Raw genomic sequence first — 25,303 nt, forward strand, 5'->3', positions numbered from 1 at the left:
GCATGAACAACCAGACCCCCATACGACCGGTGCGCAGGCGCTGCGTCTTCTATATTCCCGGATACGATCCATTCCATCCGCGGCGCTACCGCGAGCTGTACCGCAAGGAGGCAGCGGCTCAGGCCGCGCTCTTGGGGTACGAGATCGCCTTGCGACCGCGCGGTGGGCAGGGGGCCTATGGTTGGGATGTCAGCGCTGTGACGGATGGGGCAGAGACCGAAACAGAGATCGAGGTGCTGGTCTGGCATGACATTGTCAAAAACAGCATGTCGACCTCGATCACTGCGACCTATGTGCAATTGGTAAGCACGGCCTGGCGGTACATCGCATCTGGTGCGCTGGCCTGTTTGATGCGGCTGCGCAAAGGGCCTGTTATTGCCGCGCTTTACCCGGTGGTGTTTCTTCTGGGGCAATTGCTGATCGCGCTTGGGCTTGGCTGGGGCGTTGGCCGGGCTGCGGGCGCTGTGCTGAGTGCGGCGGGCCTGTCCACAGCGGCCCCCTTTGCAATGGGTCTGCTGCCTGTGGTGGCCTACGGTGTCCTGCGCTGGTTTCAGGCCCATGATCGCCGTGTGTTTGCCTATTATCTGATGCATGACTATGCGCATTCGGCGCAGCTGTCGGGGGCCTACCCGCCAGAGCTCGAGGCGCGCTTGGCAGAGTTTAAAACCCGGATCGCAGCAGCCCTTCGTGAAGACGTGGATGAGGTTCTGGTCGTCGGCCATTCCTCGGGCGCTTATCTGGGGGTCACGGTTCTGGCGGATCTGATCCGCGACGGTGTGCCCGCCGGTGGCCCGGCGCTGTCCTATCTGTCGCTGGGGCAGGTGGTGCCGATGGTCTCGTTTCTGCCGCGGGCTGACCGTTTGCGCGGCGATCTGCAATTTCTGTCAGAAAGCGACGCGCTGACCTGGGTTGATGTAACCGCGCCGGGAGATGGCTGTTCTTTTGCGCTGTGCGATCCGGTCGCGGTGACAGGCGTCGCGCGGGCGGGGCAGAAATGGCCGATTGTGATTTCTGCAGCCTTCACCCAAACGCTGAGCCCTGAACGTTGGGCAGAGCTGCGCTGGCGGTTTTTCCGGCTGCATTTCCAATACTTGTGTTCGTTTGACCGACCCGGCGACTATGATTATTTCCAGATCACGGGCGGTCCGCTGACCTTGGGGGATCGGTTCAAAGACCGGGCGCATTCCCGATCGCGCAAGGTCGACGCGCTGTCGAAATATACCTCTGTGCGGGTACAATGAACGACCTTCCCCCGAAACCCCCTGCGCGGCCGGATCGCGTGTCGCTCTGGCGCTATATGAAACTGTTTCGCCAGGACATTCTGTCCGCCCAGCCCGCGCGGCTTTATCGCGCCAAAATGGCCGAGTTCCGCACGCCGTTTTTTCGGTCTTACCTGCTCAATCAACCTGATCTGGTGGACGAAGTCCTGAAAACGCGCCCTCGGGATTTCCCGAAATCAAACCGTATCGGCGAAGGGTTGAGACCCTTGCTTGGGAATTCAGTCTTTTTGACTAATGGCGCCACATGGGAACGTCAGAGACGGATCATTGACCCGGCCTTTGAGGGCGGGCGTCTGAAGGACAGTTTTAACGCGATGCTTCAATCTGCCGAAGCGGGCAGGGCGCGGCTGCGCGCCGATGGCGCACCGCTGGAGATCGAAGCCGTGACCTCGCATATTGCGGCGGATGTGGTCTTTCGCACCCTGTTTTCAATCCCGATTGAACATGAGGTTGCGGCCGAAGTGTTCAGCCGGTTTCGCGCCTACCAAGAGGCGCAGCCAATCCTGAACCTGGCGGCTTTTCTGCCGCTACCGCGCTGGATGCCAAGGTTTTACCCCAAAGGCACCAAGGACAACGCCGCCCGCATTCGCAGGCTGATCACCGGCCTGACGACCGAAAGGATGCAAGCCATACAGGCCGGAACTGCGCCGCAGGATCTGGCGACCAAGATCATGACCACCAAGGATCCCGAAACCGGCGAGGGCTTTAGCACCGAGGAAATGGTCGATCAGGTTGCTATCTTTTTTCTGGCTGGGCACGAAACATCAGCCTCGGCGCTGGCGTGGACGCTTTATCTGCTGGCGCGGGATCCGGATTGGCAGGAGAAACTGGCCGCCGAGGCCGCTGAGGTTCCGGTGCCAACATTCAACGATCTGTCCAAGCTGCGCCTGACGCGGGATGTGTTCCGCGAGGCGCTGCGGCTTTATCCGCCGGTGCCAATGATGGTGCGCGAGGCGACACAAGGCGAACGCTTCCGCGACCGCGACATCCCCAAAGGGGCGCAAATGGTGCTGAGCCCTTGGCATCAGCAGCGCCACGAAACCTATTGGGATAACCCCGATGCCTTTGACCCCGGCCGCTGGCAGACAGAGGCCGGAAAGGCGAGCGCGCGCTGTGCCTATATGCCGTTCTCGGCCGGACCTCGGGTCTGTACGGGGGCGGGGTTTGCCATGCTGGAAGGGGTGCTGATCCTCGCGACCCTTTTACGAGATTACCGGTTTGAAACCGTGCCGGGGAAAGAGCCCGAACCCGTGGCCCATCTGACGGTTCGGTCCCGCAACGGGATCTGGTTGCGGGTTAGCCCTCGCTAAGGCGGTCGTTCAATTCGTGAAGGACAAACAGCCGAATGGCAGACGCAAGCCCGCAGTCCTCTCCGCGCATGGCGTCAATTTCAGCGGCTAAGTCGTTGATGGGCCGGTCCATTTCGTCGGCGATCTGGCGGAAAGCGAGCCAGAAATCATCCTCCAAAGACACCGAGGTTCGGTGCCCCTTGAGGGTCAGCGAATGTTTCTGAGGGCGCTGAAACTCCATCAGTCGTCGAGCTGATGCCCGTCGTGATCCCGGTGCAGTTTTTCGACCTTGGCCTTTTCAAGCTGCTTGTCTGATTTGCTGCGCCCAAATTTCACCGTGTTCTGCTCTGCGTCGCGCTTTTTATCAGCGCGCGCCTTGGCTTTGCGGAATTTATTCAGGTTTACGATCTCTGCCATGGGTCAAACATAGCGGATGCTCGGGCGATTGCCACCCCCGCGCGTGGCAACGAAAAGTGGCAACGAAAAAACGCCCGGAGTTTCCTCCGGGCGTCTTCCATCGGTGTGCACATGATCAGGCTTTGGGGCCGATCATCTGTTCCGGGCGAACCACGGCGTCAAAAGTTTCGGCGTCCACAAAGCCAAGTGCGATCGCCTCTTCTTTCAGGGTGGTGCCGTTCTTATGCGCGGTCTTTGCAACGGTGGTTGCATTGTCATAGCCAATGGTCGGCGCCAGCGCGGTGACCAGCATCAGCGATTCTTTCATCAGCTTGTCGATGCGCGGCTCATTGGCTTTGATGCCGTTGAGCATACGTTCAGTGAAGCTGTCGGCGACGTCGCCCAACAGCTGCATGGATTGCAGCAGGTTGTAGGACATCATCGGGTTGTAGACGTTCAGTTCAAAGTGACCCTGAGAGCCTGCAAACTTCATCGCCGCGTCATTGCCCATGACGTGGGCTGCAACCTGGGTCATCGCTTCGGCCTGTGTCGGGTTCACTTTACCCGGCATGATCGAAGAGCCCGGCTCGTTTTCCGGCAGGATCAGTTCACCCAGACCAGAGCGGGGGCCAGAGCCGAGGAACCGGATGTCATTGGCGATTTTATACATTGCACCGGCAACAGAGGCGAGCGCGCCGGACATGAACACCATGGCGTCATGGGCGGCGAGGGCTTCGAACTTGTTCGGGGCAGTGACAAAGGGCAGGCCGGTGATGTCGGCCATGTTTTTCGCCACGGTTTCGCTCCAGCCCGGGGCGGTGTTCAGGCCGGTGCCTACGGCGGTGCCGCCTTGGGCCAGCTCGTAGATGCCGGGCAGGGCGGTCTCAATACGCTGGATGCCCATGCGGATCTGGTGGGCATAGCCGCCAAATTCCTGACCCAGGGTCAGCGGGGTCGCATCCTGAGTGTGGGTGCGGCCGATTTTGATGATGTCTTTGAACTCTTCCGACTTTGCCTCAAGACCTGCCAGCAGCTTGTTCAGGCCGGGCAGCAGCACGTCTCGCACGGTCATGGCAGCGGCAATGTGCATCGCGGTCGGGAACGTGTCGTTCGAGGACTGACCCATATTGCAGTGGTCGTTCGGGTGAACCGGATCCTTGGAGCCGATCACACCGCCGAGGATTTCAATCGCGCGGTTGGCGATGACCTCGTTGGAGTTCATGTTGGACTGGGTGCCAGAGCCGGTCTGCCAGACGACCAGCGGGAAGTTGTCGTCGAACTTGCCTTCGAACACTTCACCCGCGGCCTGGATCACGGCATCGGCGATCTTCGCGTCCATCTTGCCGTTTTCTTTGTTGGCCATGGCGCAGGCTTTTTTGATCACGCCCAGCGCGCGCACGATGGCGACGGGCTGTTTTTCCCAACCAATGGGGAAGTTCATGATCGAGCGCTGGGTCTGCGCGCCCCAATATTTATCTGTAGGGACCTCGAGCGGGCCAAAGCTGTCGGTTTCGGTGCGGGTGTTCGACATTGTGTCTGTCTCCGTCGCTAGAGCAACTGTTTAGTATACCGGTGTATGCCGTTTAGCCTTTGCGAGCGCGATATGCAATTCCCCTGAGGCAAGAGCGATCCAAGAGGCAGCGCGCTGTTGGCTGGAACTAGGCGTTGTATAAGCCTGTCTTGATTAAAGTGCCATTGTTCACCTCGCCTTAGCGCTCTAGATTGTAGTCAAATCACTCTTCTTTTTTGCAGTTTGTCCCAAAGGTGACGCCCCACATGACTACGTTTGCGATAACATCTCTGCGCGACCGGCTGGCGCGTCTGGCGTCACGGCTACACAGCGGGCTTGTGGGGTCTGCGCTTGCGGTGGCCGTGCTGGTGTCGGCCACAGAATCGCAGGCGGGCAATGCAGAGATTTCGCAGTTTGTCGGCCACTATGAGGGCGATGCAGAGGTCAAACAGCTCGATGGTCAGACCGAACTGCGCAATATGGATGTCTGGATCAAAGAAACAGCCGACGGTTTCTTTGTGGAATGGCACACGGCGATCTCGCGTCCGGACGGCAAACGGAAGAAGAAGACCTATAAGATCAATTTCCAGCCGTCAGAGCGCCCCGGCGTCTTTGCGGCGGCAATGACCACAAATGTTTTTGGTCACACCGTTCAGATGAACCCGATGAAAGGGGAACCCTTTGTCTGGGCGCGTGTCATCGGAGAGACGCTGACGGTTTTCTCGCTCTATGTCGCGGAAAACGGCGACTACCTGATGCAGCAGTATGATCGAACCCTGGCGGAGGGTGGGCTGGAGCTCAAATTCTCTCTGCACCGAAACGGGTTGCCGTCCCATTCCGTCATCACATACCTCAAGCGCAGCCGCTAAAGCGCGCAAATGTCAAAACAAAAGCGCCTCTGACAACCTGTCAGAGGCGCTTTGATTTAGGGTTTGTCTTGGGCGAGCTTACTTGCGGAAGCTGTCCAGCGACACCACGTCAGCGTCTTTTTTGGCGTCGGCAGCTGGGGCTTCTTCCTCTTCCTCGTCGAAATCGGGCAGGGTTTCGGTGGCGATAATGTCTTCGTCTTCTTCCAGCGCGTTTTCAAACCGCAGGCCGAATTCAACGGACGGATCGACAAAGGTCTTGATCGCGTCATAAGGGATATAGAGCGGTTCCGGGCTGTCACCGAAGTTCAGCGTGACGGCAAAACCGTCTTCACCAATATCAAGGTTGTCATACCAGTGCTGCATCACCACGGTCATTTCGCCGGGGTAGCGGTCTGACAGCCAGTCGGCCAGTTCCGCGTCCGGGTGGGCAGTGTCAAAGGTGATGAAGAAGTGATGAGTGCCGGGCAGGCCATTGGCCGCAACATCTTCAAGCACGGTGCGGATCAGGCCACGCATGGCACGATGCATTAGGTTACCGTAGTCGATTTGCCGGGACATATTTGTCTACCCTCTTGTCGTTGCTTCAAGCATAGGACTTTTTTGTGTTGGAACGAAAGCCTTTGCATCTGCCTTTTGGAACTATTTTCCCGCATATGCAATGATGGTAAACGAAGACTGAACACTATCTAAAGGCGCCCGTCAAAACTCCAACAGTTGCCATAACGATGAGCAAAAGCACCAGTTTCCCGCCACATAGGCGATGAACCAGTGGCGCCAGCCCCACCAGCACCAAGGCATGTGTGTCCAGACTGGACCACACCGGCAAATTTACGCCGAAAGAGGTCGGTGCCAGTTCCCTGAACAGAAGATGCAGGGTGAACCACAGGGAAAGGTTCAGCATCATGCCCGCCACCGCAGCAGTGATCGCGCTGAGCGCACCTTGGAGGCGGGGCAGGCGGGTGAGGTGCTCCAGATAGGGGGCCGCGGCAAAAATCCACAGGAAACAGGGCGCAAATGTCGCCCAGAGCGCAACCACGCCTGCGGCCACGGCCAGCCCAACCCCGCCTTGACCATGCCCGGCCAGCATGGCGACAAACTGCGTCACCAGCACCAAGGGTCCCGGTGTGGTTTCGGCCAATCCCAGCGCGTCGATCATCTGGCCCGTTGTGATCCAGCCCTGGTCGCTGACAACAGTCTGGGTGACATAGGCCAAAACGGCATAGGCGCCGCCAAAGGTCACCACGGCCAGTTTGGCAAAGAACCAGCCAAGCGTGGCCAGAAACTCAGCCCCGATCCATGTCAGACCCGCCAAAGGCACCAGCCAGAGCGCCGCCCACAACGCCACATTGCGCCAATGGCCCCGGCCCACATGCACCACGGTTTCGGCTTCGGGCGTGGTCATTTCAGGGCGCAGGAGCAAGCCCAGCCCGGCGGCCAGTGCCACCACCAGCGGAAAGGGTAAATTCAACAGGAACACCGCAAGAAAACCCGCAATGGCAACGGCTTGCCCGGTACGATCCTTCAGCGCTTTGCGTCCGATTCGGGCAAGCGCCTGAACGACAATGACGATAACAGCGGCTTTGATGCCCAGAAAACCGGCCTGCACCAAAGGCAGCGCGCCAAACAGCGTATAGAGCCAGACCAGTGCGGCAATCACGACGGCCCCCGGGCCGACAAACAACAGACCCGCCAACAGCCCGCCGGCAATACCCCGCAAGCGCCATCCGGCATAGGTGGCCAACTGCATGGCCTCTGGCCCCGGCAGCAGCATGCAGAACGACAGCGCGCGCAGAAAATCCTCTTCCGAGAGCCAGTTTTTGGTCTCCACCAGCTCTTTGTGCATGAGCGCGATTTGTGCCGCCGGGCCGCCAAAAGACAGGCAGCCGATCCGGCCAAAGGTGCGCGTCATATCTGCAAAAGACGTCATAGTGCCCCCGTGTCATTGCCGGGGTTGATTCGCACCGGTCGCGCGCAGATGGCCTCAACCTGGGGGGCTCAGGCAAGTGTCGACGCCGCTTTGCGGCGCTGTTTTACAAAAACTTCACCCTAAAGCTCTGGGAGATGGTGCATTCAGTCCGCCCAGATCAGCTTTTCACCTGTCAGGCAAATTGGCATTGCATCTTCCGGCAACTGGCCCAGCTGCGCATACATCTGGAAATAGTTGAAGTCCGACAGAAATTCGACAAAGCGGCCATCTTTGACGCGAACGGTGAGCTGTCCGGTGATGTTGACGTCGAAATGGCGCGAATTCTGCTTGCGGCGCACAGACACACGACAGGAGGCAAGATCATCCTGTTCCAGCGCATGGGTGATTTCGACATACATGTCCGGGATCAGCGCCTTGAACGCCTGAATGACCTCGGCGTAGTCGTCGCGGTATTGAACCAAGCTTCGCACGGGCCCGCTAAAGCATATCTCGGGGTCCAGCATCTCTTCGATGACAGCGTAGTTGCCCTTATTCCAGATCTCTTCGTACCAGCGGCGGAGTAGATCAACGTGGCTCATAGTTCACTCTGTGTTTAGTTAACACGACATTGCCTTTTGGCAGGTATTGCGACAACGGTGCGCTGTCGAGCAAATGTGGCGCATTAATAATAAAATCATCGTTAAAGCGACATATGGGATACAGGATTTGATACAGGCGACAAACCGCAATTCGCTCTTGGTCAACAGAGTGTCGCTTTTTGTCACTGCGAAGGTTTTGTCGCCGTGAAGATTTTGTCACTGTGAAGGGAAGTGCAGGTTTCTGTTGCCAGGTACCTGCGAACCCCGCCTTACACGGCTAGGCGTAAGGGCTTAAGTTTCGGCGACATTTACAGCTTACGCTGCAACTGCCATTGCCGGAGCACGATTGTCATTTGCAATTGTACAAGTTTCGCCGATAACGGTGGCAGACAGCCGAGACAAAGCTAACCTCTTTAGACGTCCGTCGATCCTATTTCGTCCCCTTGATCCCCAAATGAAGGATGTTTGGTGGAGACGCCGGGTACCGCCCCCGGGTCCGATCCGTTTATTACAAGCGCGTTTATGTCCATAGTCCCGAAGGACAAGAGACAATATATGCGCGCAACCGACGGAGTTGAAGGGCAAAAAACACCAAAAGCGAATATTCCCTCTGTGCCCCGGTGAAGTGCTCTGGTGCTGCGGACCTGAGAGCGTCAGGCCGCCGTTACGTCCGGGGCAGAGAGGCGCGTTGGGCCATGGCCTTGCGGCTGAGTGCCATTGTTTCGCTTTGGAGGTCGTCCAGACAGGCCACCACGCGGTTTGCATCCTGCCGCTCCATGGCGTCAGCGATACGCATATGCAGGGCGATCAAGGTTTCGCGGTAGGGGGCTTTGAAGGTGATCATATTCATCAGCGGCTGCATGGCCTCCACCGCTCCGGCGAGCTGATAACTCAGCACTGGGTTCATGGCGGCATCCACCAGCGCCCGGTGAAAGGCCACATCCGAGGCGCAGAAATCGCTGTCGGTCAGGTCGGGTTCCTGCTGGCGGGCAATTTCGCTGTGCATGCGGGCCAGATGTTCGGCCTCGCGCCGGGTGGCGGCCAACGGGGCGCAGGCGCGCTCCATCGTATAACGCGCCTCGCAGGCGGTTTCAAAATCGACCTCGTTCATCGACAGCAGAAGCGTCGAGGTGGTGATCTGCTGGCGGTAGGCCTCGGCATAGCTGAGCCGGTTTACAAAAGCCCCGCCCGTCGCGCCGCGTTGGGTGCGGATCAGGGATTGGGCGGCCAGACGTTTCAGGGCTTCGCGAACCGTAGGGCGCGAGACGCCGAATTGCGCCGACAGCTCTGCTTCTGACGGTAGGCGGGCGTCCACGATCAGCTCTCCGGACACAATCGCGTCGCGGATGGCGGCGGCAATCTGAGCGGACAGGTCGGCGCTGGTTTTCTGCCGTCTGGTCACGGGTCTGGTGTCGGTGCGGGTCTCGGGGCGGGCCACTGGACGGGTCACGGGGCGAAGGATCCTTGTTGACAGGGTCTTAATTGTCAGACAATTAATTGTAAGACATTTGATGGTCTGCGCGCAGTCTCGGCAATTCGCGGCTGCAATGCAAGGTCCGCATGTGGTGCTTTACAGGCTTCCAAAGGGGGGGAGAAAACGATGTTCAAGGCATTTCTGCTGGAGAAGGACGACGACAGTGGTTTGGCTGCAGGGCAGATCACCGATCTGTCTGAAGACCAGCTGCCCGAGGGCGAGGTGACCGTTGCGGTGGCGTTCAGCACCGTGAACTACAAGGATGGCCTGTGCCTGAGCGCCAAGGGCGGTGGCCTGGTGCGCACTTACCCCCATGTGCCGGGCATCGATTTTGCCGGAACGGTCGAGGCCTCGTCCGACGACCGCTACAAACCCGGCGATCGCGTGGTGTTGACCGGCTGGCGCGTGGGCGAGGTCCACTGGGGCGGCTATGCGCAAAAGGCACGGGTCAAGGCAGATTGGCTGGTGCCGCTACCCGATGGCATCACAGCACGTCAGGCCATGGCTGTTGGCACGGCGGGCTTTACCGCGATGCTGGCGGTTATGGCGCTGGAGGATCACGGTCTGGCACCGGGCCAGGGGCCGGTTCTGGTCACCGGTGCGGCCGGGGGCGTGGGATCGGTTGCCTGCGCAATCCTTGCGACCCTTGGCTATGAGGTTGCGGGCGTCACCGGACGGCCAGAGACCGAAGGCTATCTGCGGGATCTGGGCGTGAGCCAGATTGTGGCTCGCGAAGAGATCAATGAAACGGTGAAAGCGCCGCTCGAACGGGAATCCTGGGCGGGCTGTGTGGATGCGGTGGGCGGTGACATGCTCGCGCGTGTTCTTGGGCAGATGCGCTATGGTGCGTCGGTTGCGGCGGTCGGTCTGGCTGGCGGGGCCAAGCTGCCCGCCAGCGTCATTCCCTTCCTTCTGCGCGGGGTGAACCTGCTGGGGATCGATTCGGTGATGCAGCCCTATGACAACCGCCTGCGGGCCTGGGAGCGGGTTGCCCGGGATCTGCCGCTGGACAAACTGGAAGCCATGGTGCAGCCCGCGAGCCTTGGTGACCTGCCGCAACTGGGCGAGGACATCCTTGCAGGACGTATCAAGGGACGCGTGGTCGTGGACGTAAACACCTAAGGTCAGGGCCTTGTATTGAAACACCAAAAAAGGTCAGGCCTGTTGACGGGCCTGACGGCCAGCCTAAGTAGAGGCTCCGTTCAATAAAAACTCTACGGGGCACAAGCAGATGGCAAACCAAGGACCAGTGATCTGGTGGATACGGCGCGATCTTCGGTTGCGGGACAATCCTGCGCTGGCGCAGGCCATTGCGCTGGCAAAAGGCGCGGGGGTGATCCCGGTCTATATCCTGGACCCGCTGGATATGGCGATGGGGGCTGCTCCGCAGCTTCGGCTTGGCCTTGGGCTTGGGAAATTTGCTGAAACATTAAAGGCTTGCGGGTCGAAGTTGGTCTTGCGTCGCGGGTCCGCGCTGGCGGTTCTGAAGGAGATCTGCACTGAAGTCGGGGCGCAGGCCGTCGTTTGGTCGCGCGCCTATGATCCGGACGCGATTGCGCGGGACAGCGAGGTCAAAGCCGCCCTCAAAGACCTTGGGATCGAAGCCAAATCTACCGGTGGTCGGGTGCTCTTTGAACCCTGGACCGTAGCCACCGGTGCGGGGGGCATGTTCAAGGTCTATACGCCCTTCTGGAAAGCTGTCCGCGAATGCGATCCGGGTGGCGTTTTGGCGGCCCCGAGCGCTCTGCCAAGGCCGGGCCAGTGGCCCGCGACGCTCGAACTTGAGGAGCTGGGTCTGGGGCGTGCCATGAACCGGGGCGCAGATATTGTTGCAGCCCATTGCCACGTCGGAGAGGACGCCGCGCAGGCCCGTTTGGATCAGTTCCTTGAACGGGCCGTGATCGCATATAAAACGGATCGCGACGCGCCGGCGGTGCAGGGCTGTTCGGGCCTGTCTGAGAACCTTGCCTGGGGGGAAATCAGCCCGCATCGGATCTGGCATGCGGGCATGGCGGTCTGGCATACGGGCATGGCGCAGGCGGGGGCTGAGACCTTTCTCAAGGAACTGTGCTGGCGCGAGTTTGCCTATCACCTGATGTATCATTCGCCCCAGATCCTGACACGCAATTGGCGGCCACAATGGGATGCGTTTCCCTGGGAAGCGGAGCCGAACCCGCAGGTGCTGACTTGGCAGCAGGGGCGCACGGGGTACACGCTGGTCGATGCCGCAATGCGAGAGCTTTATGTCACCGGGCGTATGCACAATCGGGCACGGATGGTTGTGGCAAGCTTCCTGTGCAAGCATCTGATGATCCATTGGAAACTTGGAATGCGCTGGTTCGAGGACTGTCTTGTTGACTGGGACCCGGCGGCCAATGCAATGGGCTGGCAATGGGTTGCAGGTTCTGGCCCTGATGCGGCGCCATTTTTCAGGATTTTCAACCCGGACACCCAGGCGCAAACCCATGACCCGCAGCGTGCTTACCGCGATCTGTGGCTGGCCGAAGGCAAGCGCGCGCCGTCGCCGCAGGCACTGTCTTTTTTCGACGCGGTCCCGCGCCATTGGGCCTTGCGCCCGGACATGGGGCCGGCGCTGCCTGTGGTGGATCTTAAAGTCGGGCGCGCGCGGGCACTGGAGGCGCATGCGGCGCTGAAGTCTCAGTCCGCGGGGTAAGTCGCAATCAAGGTAAACTTTGCCTTGTTATGGCCACCTTTGGTGCCAATAGTCGGGTCATTTCCGACACTTGGTCGTGTAACTGGTACCCCGATCGAAGGACGCAGAGCCGATGCCTACCGCCGCCCGCCTTGTTGCTGCCCTGTCTTTGGCGGCATTGGCCTATGTGGTCACAATGCTTCTCCCGCCATTGCTGCCTGAGGGCACGAATTTCTCCAAGGTGACTTGGGTCAATGTGGGGCTCGGCGTGATCTGGGGCTGGTGGCTCATGGGGACACGGATCGGGCGGGGATTTGTTGCTGCGGTCAACAATGGTGTAACGGGGGCTGCGGTTCTGATGCTGTCGGGGCTATTTGTGCAGGGTGCTGCCAAAATGTTCAATCAGGCGCATCGACGTATCTATGATGATCCCTTTGAGGCGCTGGCGGATATTTTTGTTCTGGCGCTGGACTATTTCTTTGTCATCGCGGTGCCACATGTGCTTATCACACTGTTGATCGGCGGCGTGCTGTCCGGACTTTTGACGGAAAATGCGGGCCGTCGCTGGCGCTAGGGCGCAACGGTTTTCACAAGCGATATGAAAGGCCATTGGTGTGGCATTGCTTTTCTTAGGTGGCGCTTTGCGCCATGACGCGGTCCTGTCCAGTGTTCTGGGCCGGACAGATCCATTGAACACCCGTCCCGCACTGGCCCAAGGTCTGCGCGAGCGCGTTCAGAACCCGGCAGCGCATCCTGTGTTGGTTGAGGCACCTGCCGATCAGGCCGAGGGGCTGTTGATCGAGGTGTCTGACGAAGAGGCGGCCCGCCTTGCGCATTACGCAGGCTGTTTTGGCGCTGCGCGGGCCAATGTTGTTGCAGGTCCGCGCAATGGACCTTTGACAGACGTGCCAAGCTTTGTTGCGCAAGCCACTGAAGAGTATTCGGAGTTTGACCCGCAATGGATCCCGGTCTGGGCGCGGATGGCCGACGAAATCATGGCCTACTATGGCCGCAAGTCACCGGATCAGATCACCAAATCCCTCCACTCCATGCGCATTCGTGCAACCTCTTGGGTCGGGCTGCAAAGCCAAGCGGAGTCTCCCAATTGTACCCTGTCGCGGGATGTCGTTGTGCACGCCCACAAACGCGAATACATGAACTTTTTCGCGATGGAAGAAATGGATCTTCAGTTCCGGCGGTTTGATGGCTCCATGAGCCCGGTATTGAACCGCGGCGCGTCGATGGTGGGGCAGGCGGCGGTTGTTCTGCCCTATGACCCGCTGCGCGATGCGGTGCTGCTGATTGAACAATTCCGCTCTGCTCCGTTTTTTATGGGGGCCAAAAACCCTTGGATGTGGGAGCCGCCGGCGGGGTTGATTGACCCTGGTGAAACCCCAGAGCAAGCTGCGCGGCGCGAAGCCAAAGAAGAAGCGGGCCTGACAGTGGGTCATGTGGACTATGTGGGTGGGCTCTATTCCTCAAGCGGGGCTTTGGGGGAAATTGTTCATTGTTTTGTGGGTCTTGCGGATGTTTCTGAAATTGAGGGCGGCGGTGGCGTTCCCGGCGAAGGCGAAGATATTCGCAGTAAAGTCATGTCGTTCCACGAATTCATGGAAGCCGTAGACGGAAATACCTTTGTGGACATGCCACTTGTGACAACGGCGCTGTGGTTGGCGCGTCACCGGGACCGTCTTCGCGCGCTGGGGCAATAAGGACGGCGCTTTGCGCGTGTCGCGCCTTGAGATTGCGCGCCGAGATCGCTAAATCAGGGACAAAGAGCGAAAGGGATACCATGCGCATTGCACGCGATCTGGCCGATGCCATCGGCCATACGCCGCTGATCCGGCTGAACAAAGTCAGCGAGGAAACCGGTTGTGAAATCCTCGGCAAGGCCGAGTTCATGAACCCCGGCCAGTCCGTAAAGGACCGTGCGGCGCTGTATATTATCAAAGACGCCATCGCCCGCGGCGACCTGAAGCCCGGCGGCACCATTGTCGAAGGCACTGCCGGCAACACCGGGATTGGTCTGGCACTGGTCGGGGCGTCGATAGGCTTTAAGACAGTTATTGTCATCCCCGAGACCCAGTCCGAGGAAAAGAAAGACATGCTGCGTCTGGCCGGTGCACAGCTGGTGCAGGTGCCTGCGGCCCCGTACAAGAACCCCAATAACTACGTGCGCTATTCCCAGCGTTTGGCCGAGCAACTGGCCAAGACCGAACCCAATGGCGCGATCTGGGCCAACCAGTTCGACAATGTTGCCAACCGCCGCGCCCATGTGGAAACCACCGCGCCCGAGATTTGGGAGCAGACCGGTGGCAAGGTTGATGGCTTTATCTGTGCGGTTGGTTCGGGTGGCACCCTTGCCGGTGTGGCCGAAGTTCTTCAGCCAAAGGGCGTAAAAATCGGCCTCGCGGATCCGCTCGGCGCGGCGCTCTATTCCTTCTACACTGAAGGCGAGCTGAAATCTGAAGGGTCCTCCATTTCCGAAGGGATCGGTCAGGGCCGGATCACCAAGAACCTTGAAGGGTTCAAACCCGATCACAGCTATCAGATCCCGGACGCAGAGGCGCTGCCTTATGTGTTTGATCTGCTCCATGACGAAGGTCTGGTTTTGGGCGGGTCGTCGGCGATCAATATCGCGGGCGCTGTGCGTCTGGCCAAGGAAATGGGGCCGGGCCATACCATTGTGACCATCCTGTGTGACTATGGCACCCGCTATCAGTCCAAGCTGTTCAATCCGGAGTTCCTTCGCGAAAAAGGCCTGCCGGTTCCCGATTGGATGACCCACACTCCGGCGTCCATTCCGGGCGTGTTCGAGGACGTATAAATCACATGAAAAGCCCCAAGACAGATGGCGTATCTGTGCTGGGACACACCCTGAGGGCCGGCCTGTTTGGGCTGGCCCTTTGTGTGTCCGGCCCCTTTGCGGTGGCTCAGGAAACAGCCCCTGCGTCCGAGCCATTGCAGGCAGAACAGGCCGCAAGTGACGCGGAAGCCGCGCCCGGCAGTGCTCCGGTGGATGTGGACAGGCTGATGTCCCAACTGGCCGAAGACCCACGCCTTGCGTTTTTTAAGGATTGGCAGGCCACCGCGCGCCGGGCAGAAACGCTGATTGATGCCGCGCGGGCCTCGAATGCGGCCTTTGAAGCGCTGCGTCAGGAACTGGTGCAGTATCGCCAGCGCTTCCAGCTGGCGCGCAGCGAAAATGACGCGCGCATTGCCTCGCTGAATGCCCAGATCGAGGCGCTGGGGGCATCGCGTGATGGCGATGAACCTCTCACAATTACGGTCCTGCGCGGAGAGCTGCAGACGCAGCTGGATCAGCTGAAAGTGCCCCGCATTGTCGCGGAGCTGGCCCATAGCCGTGTTCAGGGGCTGATCGCTGAAATTGATCGGCTGGTGCGCGATCGTGCCACCCGGACGCTGCTGGAGCGCGGACCAAGCCCGCTGAACCCTGAATACTGGCCCGAGGCGCTGACGGATCTGAGTGACGCGTTTTTGGCCGTCGGCAAAGAAAGCACGGGCCGTCTGCAATCGCTGGCGGTGCAGCGCACATTGTGGAGCCGTGCGCCCGTTCTGGTTCTGCTGACCGGCATTGCGCTGGTGTTGCTGCTGCGGGGGCGTGCCTGGGCCCATTGGGCTGGGGCGCAGCTGCGTAAGCTCGGCGGTGAGGGGGCAGGCGTCTGGCGGTTTGTTGTTTCGCTGCTGCAGGTGCTGTTGCCCTATGTGGGCACGGTTCTTTTGGTGCGTGCGGTCAATCTGTCGGACATTGCCGGTCTGCGCGGGTCACTGCTTTTGGATGATGTCCCCATGTGGGTGTTCCTGCTGTATGCGGCCCATTGGCTAGGGGAACGTCTTGGGGTGTTCCAGATCCGGAATGAACTGGTGCCGGATGGCACCGAACGGGGCGGTCGTGTGGCATTGGCCACTTTGGCGACGCTGCTGGTGTTGCATATGCTGCTGGACCGGATTGCCGGGATCGAGAGCCTGGCCGAGGAGAGCTTTGTTGTTCTGGCATGGCCACTGATTTTGATCTCTGGGTTGGTTCTCTGGCAGTTTTTACGTCGCGCACGGCTGCGCAAGGCGGATGCCGCGGCCGCGCCGGACGCCGAAGAAGGGCTGGTTCCCGCAGCGGGCAATCGGGCACTGACACTGATGCGGCGTCTGGTTATGGGGCTGGCGCTGTTGGCGCCTGTGCTGGGGGCGTTGGGGTATGTGAATGCCGCGATGGGGGTGATCTATCCCACGGTTCTGACCGTTGGTGTGGTGCTGTTCCTGATGGTGGTGCAGCGCTTTGTCACCGAGATCTATGGCTGGCTGACACGCACAGGTCAGGCCGCACAGGACACGTTGTTTGCGGGGCTGGTTGGCATCATTCTGGTTCTGATGTCGCTCCCTGTGCTGGCGCTGATCTGGGGCGCACGGGTGGCGGATCTGACCGAGCTGTGGTCGCGGTTCCTGGAAGGGTTCACTCTGGGGGATACCCGGATTTCTCCGGCGGTGTTTCTGACCTTTGCGGTGATTTTTGCCGCCGGTTATGTGGTCACGCGCCTGGTGCAGGGCAGCCTGCGCAGCACGCTTCTGCCCAAGACCAAAATCGATCCCGGCGGGCAGAACGCCATTGTGGCGGGCACCGGGTATATCGGGATCTTCCTTGCGGCCTTGGTCGCCATCTCCATGGCGGGTTTGGACCTGTCGTCGCTGGCGATTGTTGCCGGTGCTTTGTCTGTGGGTATTGGTTTTGGCCTGCAGACCATCGTGTCGAACTTTGTCTCTGGCATTATCCTTCTGATCGAGCGGCCGATTTCAAAAGGCGACTGGATCGAGGTTGGTGGCCAGATGGGCTATGTGCGTGATATCTCCGTGCGCTCGACCCGGATTGAAACCTTTGACCGCACCGATGTGATTGTGCCGAACTCTGATCTGATCAGCGGCGCGGTGACAAACTACACCCGTGGTAATACGGTTGGGCGGGTCATCGTGCCGGTGGGCGTGGCCTATGGCACCGATCCGCGTCGCGTTGAGGCGATCTTGGGCGAGATTGCAAAAGCCCATCCAATGGTGCTGATGCGGCCTGCGCCCAGTGTGGTGTTCCAGGGCTTTGGAGCGGACAGCCTCGACTTTGAGATCCGCGCCATCCTGCGGGACGTGAACTGGGTTCTGTCGGTGAAATCGGACATGAATTTCGCCATTGCAAAACGGTTCGAGGAAGAGGGGATCGAAATTCCCTTTGCTCAGCGCGACATCTGGATCCGCAATGCTGAGGCTCTGCATGCGCCGAGCGCGTCAAGCAATACAGCAGGTGGTGCAGAAAACGAGGGCTAGCTGCCCCCGAACCATTTGTGAAACCTCGGCCGCGTGCTGCCTGATATCGGGCGGCGCGCGGTTCTTGTTTGAGCCTTCTAAACAGAGACTTAGTCCCATTTGGCAGGGGCGGATAAAAAGCGAATTTTTTGCTGTTTTCCCTCTTGCATTCCCTTTGGAAATACATCAGATATGCGCCTCACGGAGAGGTGGCCGAGTGGTCGAAGGCGCACGCCTGGAAAGTGTGTAGGCGGGAGACCGTCTCCAGGGTTCGAATCCCTGTCTCTCCGCCACTACCCCTTAAGTATCCTGAAAACATGTCAGTTTTGCTGCGACGACACGCTGTGTCCGCAGGTGCGATTTGGCGTTTCATTTCGTCCTTTTGCCGCGCTGAAGAGGCGGCAAGAAAAAATGCATATTTGGCATTTTCTTTGTGAATACCCCATTGCATTCCCCCGCAGAATACATCAGATATGCGCCTCACGGAGAGGTGGCCGAGTGGTCGAAGGCGCACGCCTGGAAAGTGTGTAGGCGGGAGACCGTCTCCAGGGTTCGAATCCCTGTCTCTCCGCCATTACCCCCTTAGATGATGTTTTTGATCCGCTGTCTCAGCGGTCTAACCTTGCGTTTCCGCGACAAAACAGCTGTGCAGCAGATCCAGCGCTGCCGTGATTTCATCTTCGTCAAACCCGCTGAACCCCAGCATCAACCCATTGCGCCCCTGTGCCTTGGCGCAGACCGCAGACAGGGGCGGGGTGCGCACGCCAAGACGCGCGGCTTTTGCCGCGATGTCGATGTCGTGGAAGGGTGGGTTCAGGTGAAACACCAGCTGCATGCCAGCCTGATGGTCTTGGAAATGCCCGAAGTCGGCAAAATCCTGACGCAGCCGGTCCAGAAGCAGCTTGCGTCGTTGGCCATAGATCCGCCGCACCCGACGCAGGTGCCGATAGAACGCACCTGAGCTGATGTAATCGGCAAGCGCCGCCTGTGGCATCAGGCTCGCTTTGGGGCGGAACCGGTCAAAGGTGTCGTGAAACTGCGGAACAAGCGGCTCTGGCAGAATGACATAGCCAAGGCGTAAGGTGTTTGAGAAGATCTTGGAGAAGCTGCCGACATAGATCGTGCGGCGTAGGTGGTCAAAACCGGCAAGTGCCGGTATGGGCCTTCCCGCATAGCGGAATTCGCTGTCGTAATCGTCTTCGACAATCCATCCGCCCCGGTCGTTGGCCCAGCGGATGAAGTCCAGCCGCCGGTTGGGCGACATAGACCCGCCAAGGGGGTATTGATGCGAGGGGGTCAGAACCACAAGGCTTGGGGTTTCGCCCCGCGCAGGCAGGCAAGCGCCCTGATCATCGACAGGCAGGTGAACCTTGGAAAGCCCCTGCGCCTGTGCAAAGGCCGAGGCAGGTAAATAGCCCGGATCCTCTAGCCCTATGGCGTCGCCGCGTTGGCTCAGCGTCCGCATGCACAGCTCCAGCGCATCAGAGGATCCCGCTGTGATCGCAATTTGGTCCGGCACAGCCGAAATGCCGCGCCATTCGGAGACATAGTCCGCAATAGCCCGCCGCAGCGCCAGATTTCCAAAGTCGGTGCCGCCGGTCAGCATCGACTCGGGCTGACTGCGGCAAACCTTTGCAACGGATTTGGCCCATTGCCGATGGGGAAACAGGCGCATGTCCGGTTGCCCGTATTCAAAGGGTTTTGGTGTGTTGGGCGCACGCGCAGGATCGGGTTTTGACGCGGCTTTGGGGGCGGCGGGCAGTTCGACCTCGCCCAAATCACATAGAAAATACCCCGAACCCACGCGGCTGCGCACATATCCTTCGGCGAGCAGCTGCTCATAAGCAGTAACCACGGTGGGACGAGACACCCCCAGCTGCGCGGCAAATTCGCGGCTTGCGGGCAGTTTGCTGCCTTCGGGCAAGTCCCCGGACACGGCCCGCGTTCGGATAAATGCGCAAATCTGTTCGAAAACAGGTGTCTTCGCAGACCGGTCAATTTCAAAAGCAAGCCAGGCGGTGTTTTTCATAGTCCTGTACAGTCAGGGCAGGGGCTGATCGCAGAGCAGGGTCGCATCCGCAACTTGGTGTCACATCTGCCGTACCATAGCCTGTGAAGGCGCGACCCGCATCCGGCGAATACCGGTTTCATCCGATCTTCGACCAGGTTCTTTTGAGCCTGCTTTTGGGCCTGTACTTGGGAGGGCGCGACCGGTCAGGATGGCGGCGGCGGGCCAAGCGCTTCGGTCGCCCAGATCGCCGCCTGTGTTCGGTTCTGAACCCCGATCTTGCGAAAACAGGTGCGCAGATGAACTTTGACCGTTGCCTCGCAGATCCCAAGATCATTGGCGATCGATTTATTGCTGGCGCCAAACATCAGACGTTGCAGGATTGTGCGCTCTCGCTGGGACAATTGGACGTCGTTCAGGCGGTGCTCGATGGGCTGTGCCGTGGGGGCGGCGGTCGGGATTTCCGCTGCCTGCTGACTATATGCGCCCGCGGCAGGGTTTGCGGCTGGCATTGCGGGGGCGGTGACTGCGGAGTCGTCGCTTAATGGAATTTCGGCGGCTCCGGGGGCAAAGGCGCGATAACCTGCCCCGACCACCCGCAACAGCGCCACCAGCGCGTCTGAAGGTTTGTTTTCCGGAAACACCGCATGGACCAATTGGGTCATGCGCGCTTCGGTTTGGGGGGTAAGGCTCTGATTTGTCACCAAAACGAGCGGTGATATTGGATTCTGAGCGCGAAACGTGTCAAGTTCCTCCACCATGCGCTCCTGATCTGCATTGCTGTAGAACAGGATCAGATCCTTGCCAGAGTTGGCCGGTTGACTGGCCAGAGCGTCAGGCTTTGCGCTGGTGCCCAAAGCGGCATCCAGGGCGGGTACGGGCAGATCGAGCAAGTTTTGAGCGCATTGGCTGACAGAAACATCTGCATCACGGCAGACGGCCAGAAACAACTCTCTGAGCAGCCGCGTTTCGGCTACGATTTGAACGGGCATTGTGCCTCTTCCTTTTTAAACACGCATTCGCCGCAAAAATCACACGTGGCGAATTTACCAAGTCTTCGGGTGAAAAAGTGACTCCTTCGGGTTTCGGTCTTTGGTGTCGTCAGGTTAAACGCCCAACATCCGCGACATACGCAGCGTTCACGCAGGGCTTGGGCCGAACCAGGCAGCCAAACAGGCAGTGCCAAGAAACATGGGGTTCAGCGGTTTCGGCAGTACAAATGCCGAAGGGCGTAAAAGTCCCGAACCAATTGATATGTTAATGACAGCAAACTCACCTGCCTGTCTTAATCATAGCGAATAAGGGTGGTTTAAGTAAGCCTTAAGTCTTCTGTTGATCTGAGCGGGGAGGGAGTGGATCGTATCGCAAGGTCGGCATTCGTCCATAGTGAATTGATTTTATTATTTTAAATCCACTTTTATCGCGGTTTTTTTGGAGTGTCTTGGTCTTCTGGGGTGTCCCATCTGCTCTGTTGAAAACGCGAAATGGATGTGCTTTGGGTGGGTGTGGAATCCTTAAGGTTGTGAAGAGTTCGAATCTCGGGAAAGACGTAATCCTTTCGGCCAGGCTGCGAAAAATGGCTGGGGAAAAGCGCTTCTGTGGCGGCTGAAACACCATCGCTTTTCGGACCGTAACAGCGCCACTGCGCGCCGGTTTGGCGATCGCTGCCGGGGCATCTTACCCTTTGGCGTACCACTTCAGTCCAATATGCGCCCCAGCATCGACGGTCTACGCTGGGGGTGTTGTTTGTTATGTGCCGGGGGGCAACGTATGCCTGTAGGTGGTTCTGCCGCGCGTTTTGCGGCTCAATTGAAGTGTTCAAATATTTTACAAAGACAGCTTTCACAGATTTCTTGGGAAGCTGTCGCAAAACTGGACGGAGACAAAGGGACAGCATTTCTGTGTACCGAACCGGTCTTTGATGCCCTTCATGGGGCAGAGGCGTTTAAGGTGTCCGACAATGATGCCCGTTGCTTGGTTCAAGATATTCACGCCATGGCCCACAGCTTTGGCACTTCGACGGCTGCAACGGCGGTGGCGGATAGGCTCTGCGCGATCAAAGTTGTCGACCCTTTCCCAAAAAGCGACGACCGTGCCGGATGGGTGGGCTATGACCTCTGTTTTGAAGGCGGTGCGCGCGACCGGCTTGTGTTGCGGCCCAAAGCCCATGTTCCGCAAGAAATGCTGCCTGTCTTGTTGCAGGCCATCTGGCCCGTCCTGCGCGAGGATCTTATGGCAGAAGAACAGGCCCGCGATCGCCCGCCAACAGAACAGGCCCTGCTGTGGACCATTGCCACCAAGACCGACAGTGCGGTGATGGTGCTGGACCTGAATGGTAAGCTTTTGGATTGCAACGAGGCCGGGCGCGAGTATCTGGACAGTGGCAAGTTGTTTCGCACCAATGCCAAGGGCCTTCTCCGCTGTAATCAAGACCTTGAAACGAGGTCGGTGAACGAGGCCATCCGGCGCTGTGTGGCGACAGATGGGACCGTTGCGCCGGGCGGCGACACAGAGCAGGCTGGGGTCACTGGGGACACTGGGGGGGGCACTGGCGCGACAGATGCCACCGAGGAATGCCTGCTGTTCCTGCGTGAACAGGATGGGGAGCAGGCCTTGCCTGTGAGTTTCACCCGTTATCAGGCCGCAGAGGGGGCAGAGCCGATGGTGGTCGTCATCCTGCCGCGGCAACCGCATCGCTCCCGTATTGAACTTGTGGCGCAGAAAATGGGTTTGTCCCCAACAGAGGCGCGGGTGGCCGCGCTTTTGCAGCTGGGTCTGACCAATCGCGAAGCGGCCTCGATTGCGGGGGTGAAGGAGCAGACCTTCAACACCTATGCAAAGCGCGTATTGTCCAAGATGAATGTTGGCTCGCGTTCGCAAGTGGCGCAGCGGCTCACCTGGCAGGCGGCTTGGGGCCGTATGGTCTGACCCCGGCGTAGCCTTGGCGCGCGGGTTATTTGTTAGTCAGTCCGTTGCCGCCTGCGGCAACACTGGCGCAGCTTGCGTGCGGTGCCGGAAGGAACTGCCGTGACGCGGTTACATTCTGCGGCTAGAAGGCGGTTAAACGGCCGGTGATGCAGTGAGGTAATCCTGTGTTTTCGGGCCGAACCAGTCCCGCCCAGGAGCCCATTGTATGACCCTTGATCTCAAAACTGAAAACGCGTTGATCCAGTTGGTGCGCGAGGCCGCCCAAGCGGAGATTATGCCGCGTTTCAGGAACCTGCCAGAGGCAGCGGTGAAAACAAAATCCTCTGAGATCGACATTGTAACCGAAGCTGACCTGCGGGCCGAAGCTTGGATTACTGCCGGGATCGACAGCATTCTGCCCGGCGCGCTGATTGTTGGCGAAGAGGCGGCCGCTGCGGACCCGTCTTGCGTGGATGGGCTGGCCGAGGCCGAGGTCGCAGTGATCATCGACCCGGTTGACGGCACCTGGAATTTTGCCAATGGCGTTGCGGCCTTTGGGGTCATTCTTGCGGTTTCCGTGCGGGGGCAGACAGTGTTTGGCCTGCTTTATGATCCGGTGCTGGATGACTGGGTGCTGGCCCGTCGCGGCGGTGGCACCTGGTTTGTGGCCAAAGACAAGGCGCCGCGGGCGCTGCAGGTTGCTGCGGAACGCAGCTATGCCGAGGCCTCGGGCTTTATCCCGCATTATCTCTTTTCAGCCGAAGAACAGGTCAAGCTGGCACCGGGTCTGATCTCGGCGCAGCGGGTCAGTGGTCTGTGCTGCTCGTGCCACGAGTTCCGCATGATGGCGATGGGCAATTGCGATTTCATCCAGACCCCAAAGATCAATCCATGGGATCACGCCGCAGGCGTGCTTGCGGTGGAAGAGGCCGGTGGCTTTGCTCAACTGGTCGATGGGCGCGCCTATGCGCCTGGGATCTGCGATGGCAAGCTGACCGTGACCACCGGTCCAACCTTGCACGCAGAAGTCATAAAAGCCTTCGGCCTTTGACCCCGACTTGGTGCGGGCACCCAACAAGGTCCTGAACATGGAACACAGGCGCGAGCTCCGGGCTTTCGATTCGGTGAAAGAGCGCCGTCGCCCCAAGGGCTGATAAACAGTGCAACACTGCCACGGGCATTGTTGCGGTCTGTTGATTGGTTGCGCAGGCGTTCGATCGGGCGGAACGGGGGTGAAAATCAGCTGTTCCTTTGGGAACATGCTGCAGGTTTCGTGAACCGCGAAACAGGGTTAGTCGCTTTATCTTTTGTTGTTAGTGAACTGTTATTGAACGTTAAAATTTCCACAATGGGCGGTGGGTCGTGTCCCGGTTCCCAGAAGGCTTTGCCACCAAAAGACGGTCCGGGGTGCGGGGTCTTCACAGTCTCCAGACCGGCGGAAATGTGCCTGAAATTGAACGCATCTTTCGAAATGCGACAGGTCGCTTTATCCCTAAGTCCGGGCACAGACGTCCGATTTTCAATGTTGGATTTCGCAATGACAAAGCGCGTTTCGCAAACCGGAAACTTGGACCAGCCCCATGCGCAGAGCGCCTCGATCCCCTCAACACCGTGTTTTACCCCCGGAACGCAGATCGCAACGCCACGTGGGCTGCGGTTGATTGAAAACCTGCGGATCGGCGACCCGGTGGTGACCCGTGACAATGGGATTCAGCACGTGCGATGGGCGGGGCTGCGCGGATTTGGGCCAGAGGATCTGGGCCGCGCGTCTCATCTGCAGCCCGTTTTGGTGCTGAAAAACAGCCTCGGCTCTGGCGTGCCGGAACGCGACATGCTGGTCAGCCCAAACCATCGTTTGCTGGTCAGCAATGACAAAGCGTTGGTTCACTTTGATGAACCAGAGGTGCTTGTCGCAGCAAAACACTTAACCGGGGTCAGAGGCGTGGATGCCGTTGAGACCACGGCAATCACCTATCTGCATCTGATGTTTGACCGCCACGAGGTTATTCTGGCCGATGGGGTCTGGACTGAAAGCTTCCAGCCCGAAGATGACACGCTTGCGGGGCTCGACAATGCCCGCCGCAGCGAAATTTTCGAGATTTTCCCGAAACTGCGGCTCTCTACAGGGCGTCACGACTTTGGCGCGGCGCGTCGGGTTCTGTCGATGCGCGAGGCGCTGAAAGTGGTGCAATAGGGCGCCGTGTCCAGCGCTAGCGCTGTGTCTTGCGCCATGCAGCCCAGGCCTCTGGCGTATCCAGATCAACCAGCGCGCGTTGGCCGGGCAGGGGACACAGATGCACGTCTTCGCGGCGCAGAAGGTCGCGAGCGCCCCTGTCACCTGTGAGTTGGCTCAATGCGTCAAAACAGCGGCGTGGAAACACAACCGGGTGCCCCGGGCGGTGGTCTTTGTCACAGGCGCGCAGAACCGGGCCGTCGGCGCCCTGAAACTGGGCTGTCAGGGTTTCGAAATCCGCTTGCGTCAGCTCTGGCATATCCGCTGGCAGGACCATTACACCCGCACAAGACGCGGGCAGCGAGGCCACGCCCGCCCGGATTGAGGCGCTCATCCCAAGGTCGCGATCCGGGACTGCAACACGGGACAGACGCCCCAGGTGGTCTTCGGCCTCAAGCGCCGACAGGACCCGGCTGCGCGGATGATCGAGGGCAGGCAGCGTGACCGTACACGCGCAGCCTGCGGTCAGGGCCTGGCGGGCCAAATGAACCAGAAGCGGCGCGCCAGCGATGGGCTCCAGCGTTTTGTCGCCGCCGCGCATGCGTGACGCGTGACCGGCGGCCAGAAGCAGAACTGTGATCTTGGGGTGTGTCATGGTCAGTGCATCAAACGCGAGCGTGGCGCTGGGGGCAAGGGCGGATGCCTCCGGCGGGGATATTTGGAAAAAGATGAAGTGAGGACCGTCCCGCGCAGCGGCAAACAGCGTGGGGCGCTGTTTGAGGTCCGAACGGGCGGAGCCCAGACCGTTCCGCGCAGCGACAAACAGCGTGGGGCGCTGTTTGAGGTCCGAACGGGCGGAGCCCAGACCGTCCCGCGCAGCGACAAACAGCGTGGGGCGTTTGCCTGGGCTGCCAGAAACCAGCGGCCCGGGCAAA

General features: G+C 59.5%; 22 protein-coding genes, 2 tRNA genes and 1 other RNA gene. 14 read left to right on the plus strand and 11 right to left on the minus strand.

Features of this window, described 5'->3' with window-relative positions:
• Positions 1-2 precede the first annotated feature (2 nt).
• A complete protein-coding gene (locus TRM7557_RS18400) occupies positions 3-1,241 on the plus strand; it encodes a hypothetical protein (protein ID WP_058291697.1) in 1,239 nt (412 codons plus the stop codon).
• Positions 1,238-2,590 carry a cytochrome P450 gene (locus tag TRM7557_RS18405; RefSeq protein ID WP_058291698.1) on the plus strand — a complete coding sequence of 451 codons (1,353 nt, stop codon included), beginning with the start codon at positions 1,238-1,240 and terminating at the stop codon, positions 2,588-2,590. The genes TRM7557_RS18400 and TRM7557_RS18405 overlap by 4 nt, the downstream gene beginning before the upstream one ends.
• On the opposite strand, the gene TRM7557_RS18410 is transcribed toward TRM7557_RS18405, so the two are convergent.
• The 3 genes from TRM7557_RS18410 to fumC form a co-directional block, all read right to left on the minus strand.
• Positions 2,577-2,810: a ribbon-helix-helix domain-containing protein gene (locus TRM7557_RS18410; RefSeq protein WP_058291699.1), complete on the minus strand. Its 234-nt coding sequence runs from the start codon at positions 2,808-2,810 to the stop codon at positions 2,577-2,579. The two genes, TRM7557_RS18405 and TRM7557_RS18410, sit on opposite strands and share 14 nt — an antisense overlap.
• Positions 2,810-2,986, minus strand: coding sequence for a DUF4169 family protein (locus TRM7557_RS18415; RefSeq protein ID WP_058291700.1), 177 nt, complete (start codon positions 2,984-2,986; stop codon positions 2,810-2,812). The genes TRM7557_RS18410 and TRM7557_RS18415 overlap by 1 nt, the downstream gene beginning before the upstream one ends.
• Before the next feature lie 115 nt (positions 2,987-3,101).
• Positions 3,102-4,496: a class II fumarate hydratase gene (fumC, locus tag TRM7557_RS18420; RefSeq protein ID WP_058291701.1), complete on the minus strand. Its 1,395-nt coding sequence runs from the start codon at positions 4,494-4,496 to the stop codon at positions 3,102-3,104.
• A gap of 245 nt (positions 4,497-4,741) precedes the next feature.
• Here fumC and TRM7557_RS18425 point away from each other — a divergent pair, with 245 nt between their 5' ends.
• Entirely contained in the window at positions 4,742-5,344 is a 603-nt protein-coding gene (locus TRM7557_RS18425) for a hypothetical protein (protein ID WP_074941932.1), read from the plus strand.
• Between the two features lie 78 nt (positions 5,345-5,422).
• On the opposite strand, the gene TRM7557_RS18430 is transcribed toward TRM7557_RS18425, so the two are convergent.
• From TRM7557_RS18430 to TRM7557_RS18445, 5 genes are all read right to left on the minus strand, one after another.
• Entirely contained in the window at positions 5,423-5,902 is a 480-nt protein-coding gene (locus TRM7557_RS18430) for an SspB family protein (RefSeq protein WP_058291702.1), read from the minus strand.
• A gap of 124 nt (positions 5,903-6,026) precedes the next feature.
• Complete coding sequence (chrA, locus tag TRM7557_RS18435) at positions 6,027-7,253, minus strand: chromate efflux transporter (protein ID WP_082626669.1); 1,227 nt, start codon at positions 7,251-7,253, stop codon at positions 6,027-6,029.
• A 161-nt stretch (positions 7,254-7,414) separates the two neighbouring features.
• Entirely contained in the window at positions 7,415-7,849 is a 435-nt protein-coding gene (locus TRM7557_RS18440; protein ID WP_058291704.1) for an ester cyclase, read from the minus strand.
• Positions 7,850-8,079: 230 nt separating this feature from the next.
• Positions 8,080-8,432: a transfer-messenger RNA gene (ssrA, locus tag TRM7557_RS19680) on the minus strand.
• An 81-nt stretch (positions 8,433-8,513) separates the two neighbouring features.
• Positions 8,514-9,251 (minus strand): FadR/GntR family transcriptional regulator, encoded by a 738-nt coding sequence (locus TRM7557_RS18445; RefSeq protein WP_058291893.1) that lies wholly within the window; start codon positions 9,249-9,251, stop codon positions 8,514-8,516.
• Positions 9,252-9,449: 198 nt separating this feature from the next.
• Here TRM7557_RS18445 and TRM7557_RS18450 point away from each other — a divergent pair, with 198 nt between their 5' ends.
• The 8 genes from TRM7557_RS18450 (at position 9,450) to TRM7557_RS18485 (ending at position 17,854) form a co-directional block, all read left to right on the plus strand.
• Complete coding sequence (locus TRM7557_RS18450) at positions 9,450-10,445, plus strand: MDR family oxidoreductase (protein ID WP_058291705.1); 996 nt, start codon at positions 9,450-9,452, stop codon at positions 10,443-10,445.
• A 109-nt stretch (positions 10,446-10,554) separates the two neighbouring features.
• Complete coding sequence (locus TRM7557_RS18455; RefSeq protein WP_058291706.1) at positions 10,555-11,997, plus strand: cryptochrome/photolyase family protein; 1,443 nt, start codon at positions 10,555-10,557, stop codon at positions 11,995-11,997.
• Between the two features lie 112 nt (positions 11,998-12,109).
• Complete coding sequence (locus tag TRM7557_RS18460) at positions 12,110-12,550, plus strand: TrgA family protein (RefSeq protein ID WP_058291707.1); 441 nt, start codon at positions 12,110-12,112, stop codon at positions 12,548-12,550.
• A gap of 40 nt (positions 12,551-12,590) precedes the next feature.
• On the plus strand, positions 12,591-13,688 hold the full coding sequence (locus TRM7557_RS20445) for an NUDIX domain-containing protein (RefSeq protein ID WP_058291708.1): 1,098 nt from the start codon (positions 12,591-12,593) through the stop codon (positions 13,686-13,688).
• A gap of 80 nt (positions 13,689-13,768) precedes the next feature.
• Complete coding sequence (locus TRM7557_RS18470; protein ID WP_058291709.1) at positions 13,769-14,803, plus strand: cysteine synthase A; 1,035 nt, start codon at positions 13,769-13,771, stop codon at positions 14,801-14,803.
• A 206-nt stretch (positions 14,804-15,009) separates the two neighbouring features.
• A complete protein-coding gene (locus TRM7557_RS18475; protein ID WP_082626671.1) occupies positions 15,010-17,301 on the plus strand; it encodes a DUF3772 domain-containing protein in 2,292 nt (763 codons plus the stop codon).
• A gap of 182 nt (positions 17,302-17,483) precedes the next feature.
• Positions 17,484-17,573, plus strand: a tRNA-Ser gene (locus tag TRM7557_RS18480).
• A gap of 191 nt (positions 17,574-17,764) precedes the next feature.
• Positions 17,765-17,854, plus strand: a tRNA-Ser gene (locus TRM7557_RS18485).
• Positions 17,855-17,896: 42 nt separating this feature from the next.
• Here TRM7557_RS18485 and pdxR read toward each other — a convergent pair.
• Entirely contained in the window at positions 17,897-19,309 is a 1,413-nt protein-coding gene (gene pdxR, locus TRM7557_RS18490; RefSeq protein WP_058291711.1) for a MocR-like pyridoxine biosynthesis transcription factor PdxR, read from the minus strand.
• Between the two features lie 185 nt (positions 19,310-19,494).
• Positions 19,495-20,280 carry a helix-turn-helix transcriptional regulator gene (locus tag TRM7557_RS18495; RefSeq protein ID WP_058291712.1) on the minus strand — a complete coding sequence of 262 codons (786 nt, stop codon included), beginning with the start codon at positions 20,278-20,280 and terminating at the stop codon, positions 19,495-19,497.
• 958 nt (positions 20,281-21,238) lie between these two features.
• Between TRM7557_RS18495 and TRM7557_RS18500 the strand changes: the two genes are divergently transcribed.
• The 3 genes from TRM7557_RS18500 to TRM7557_RS18510 all read left to right on the plus strand — a co-directional run bounded on the left by TRM7557_RS18500 (position 21,239) and on the right by TRM7557_RS18510 (position 24,389).
• Positions 21,239-22,216: a helix-turn-helix transcriptional regulator gene (locus TRM7557_RS18500; protein ID WP_165592483.1), complete on the plus strand. Its 978-nt coding sequence runs from the start codon at positions 21,239-21,241 to the stop codon at positions 22,214-22,216.
• A 205-nt stretch (positions 22,217-22,421) separates the two neighbouring features.
• Entirely contained in the window at positions 22,422-23,246 is an 825-nt protein-coding gene (locus TRM7557_RS18505) for an inositol monophosphatase family protein (protein WP_058291714.1), read from the plus strand.
• A 486-nt stretch (positions 23,247-23,732) separates the two neighbouring features.
• Entirely contained in the window at positions 23,733-24,389 is a 657-nt protein-coding gene (locus TRM7557_RS18510) for a Hint domain-containing protein (RefSeq protein ID WP_058291894.1), read from the plus strand.
• Between the two features lie 16 nt (positions 24,390-24,405).
• On the opposite strand, the gene TRM7557_RS18515 is transcribed toward TRM7557_RS18510, so the two are convergent.
• Positions 24,406-25,302 carry a nucleotidyltransferase family protein gene (locus TRM7557_RS18515; protein ID WP_328586558.1) on the minus strand — a complete coding sequence of 299 codons (897 nt, stop codon included), beginning with the start codon at positions 25,300-25,302 and terminating at the stop codon, positions 24,406-24,408.
• Position 25,303 lies beyond the last annotated feature (1 nt).

It is taken from the genome of Tritonibacter multivorans (assembly GCF_001458415.1).
In the GTDB taxonomy this organism is placed as follows: domain Bacteria; phylum Pseudomonadota; class Alphaproteobacteria; order Rhodobacterales; family Rhodobacteraceae; genus Epibacterium; species Epibacterium multivorans.

Excerpts from the sequence above, each read along its gene's own strand:
- TRM7557_RS18400 (WP_058291697.1), top strand. The coding sequence starts at position 3 with ATGAACAACCAGACCCCCATACGACCGGTGCGCAGGCGCTGCGTCTTC.
- TRM7557_RS18405 (WP_058291698.1), top strand. The coding sequence starts at position 1,238 with ATGAACGACCTTCCCCCGAAACCCCCTGCGCGGCCGGATCGCGTGTCG.
- TRM7557_RS18410 (WP_058291699.1), bottom strand. The coding sequence starts at position 2,810 with ATGGAGTTTCAGCGCCCTCAGAAACATTCGCTGACCCTCAAGGGGCAC.
- TRM7557_RS18415 (WP_058291700.1), bottom strand. The coding sequence starts at position 2,986 with ATGGCAGAGATCGTAAACCTGAATAAATTCCGCAAAGCCAAGGCGCGC.
- fumC (WP_058291701.1), bottom strand. The coding sequence starts at position 4,496 with ATGTCGAACACCCGCACCGAAACCGACAGCTTTGGCCCGCTCGAGGTC.
- TRM7557_RS18425 (WP_074941932.1), top strand. The coding sequence starts at position 4,742 with ATGACTACGTTTGCGATAACATCTCTGCGCGACCGGCTGGCGCGTCTG.
- TRM7557_RS18430 (WP_058291702.1), bottom strand. The coding sequence starts at position 5,902 with ATGTCCCGGCAAATCGACTACGGTAACCTAATGCATCGTGCCATGCGT.
- chrA (WP_082626669.1), bottom strand. The coding sequence starts at position 7,253 with ATGACGCGCACCTTTGGCCGGATCGGCTGCCTGTCTTTTGGCGGCCCG.
- TRM7557_RS18440 (WP_058291704.1), bottom strand. The coding sequence starts at position 7,849 with ATGAGCCACGTTGATCTACTCCGCCGCTGGTACGAAGAGATCTGGAAT.
- TRM7557_RS18450 (WP_058291705.1), top strand. The coding sequence starts at position 9,450 with ATGTTCAAGGCATTTCTGCTGGAGAAGGACGACGACAGTGGTTTGGCT.
- TRM7557_RS18455 (WP_058291706.1), top strand. The coding sequence starts at position 10,555 with ATGGCAAACCAAGGACCAGTGATCTGGTGGATACGGCGCGATCTTCGG.
- TRM7557_RS18460 (WP_058291707.1), top strand. The coding sequence starts at position 12,110 with ATGCCTACCGCCGCCCGCCTTGTTGCTGCCCTGTCTTTGGCGGCATTG.
- TRM7557_RS18470 (WP_058291709.1), top strand. The coding sequence starts at position 13,769 with ATGCGCATTGCACGCGATCTGGCCGATGCCATCGGCCATACGCCGCTG.
- TRM7557_RS18475 (WP_082626671.1), top strand. The coding sequence starts at position 15,010 with ATGTCCCAACTGGCCGAAGACCCACGCCTTGCGTTTTTTAAGGATTGG.
- pdxR (WP_058291711.1), bottom strand. The coding sequence starts at position 19,309 with ATGAAAAACACCGCCTGGCTTGCTTTTGAAATTGACCGGTCTGCGAAG.
- TRM7557_RS18495 (WP_058291712.1), bottom strand. The coding sequence starts at position 20,280 with ATGCCCGTTCAAATCGTAGCCGAAACGCGGCTGCTCAGAGAGTTGTTT.
- TRM7557_RS18505 (WP_058291714.1), top strand. The coding sequence starts at position 22,422 with ATGACCCTTGATCTCAAAACTGAAAACGCGTTGATCCAGTTGGTGCGC.
- TRM7557_RS18510 (WP_058291894.1), top strand. The coding sequence starts at position 23,733 with ATGACAAAGCGCGTTTCGCAAACCGGAAACTTGGACCAGCCCCATGCG.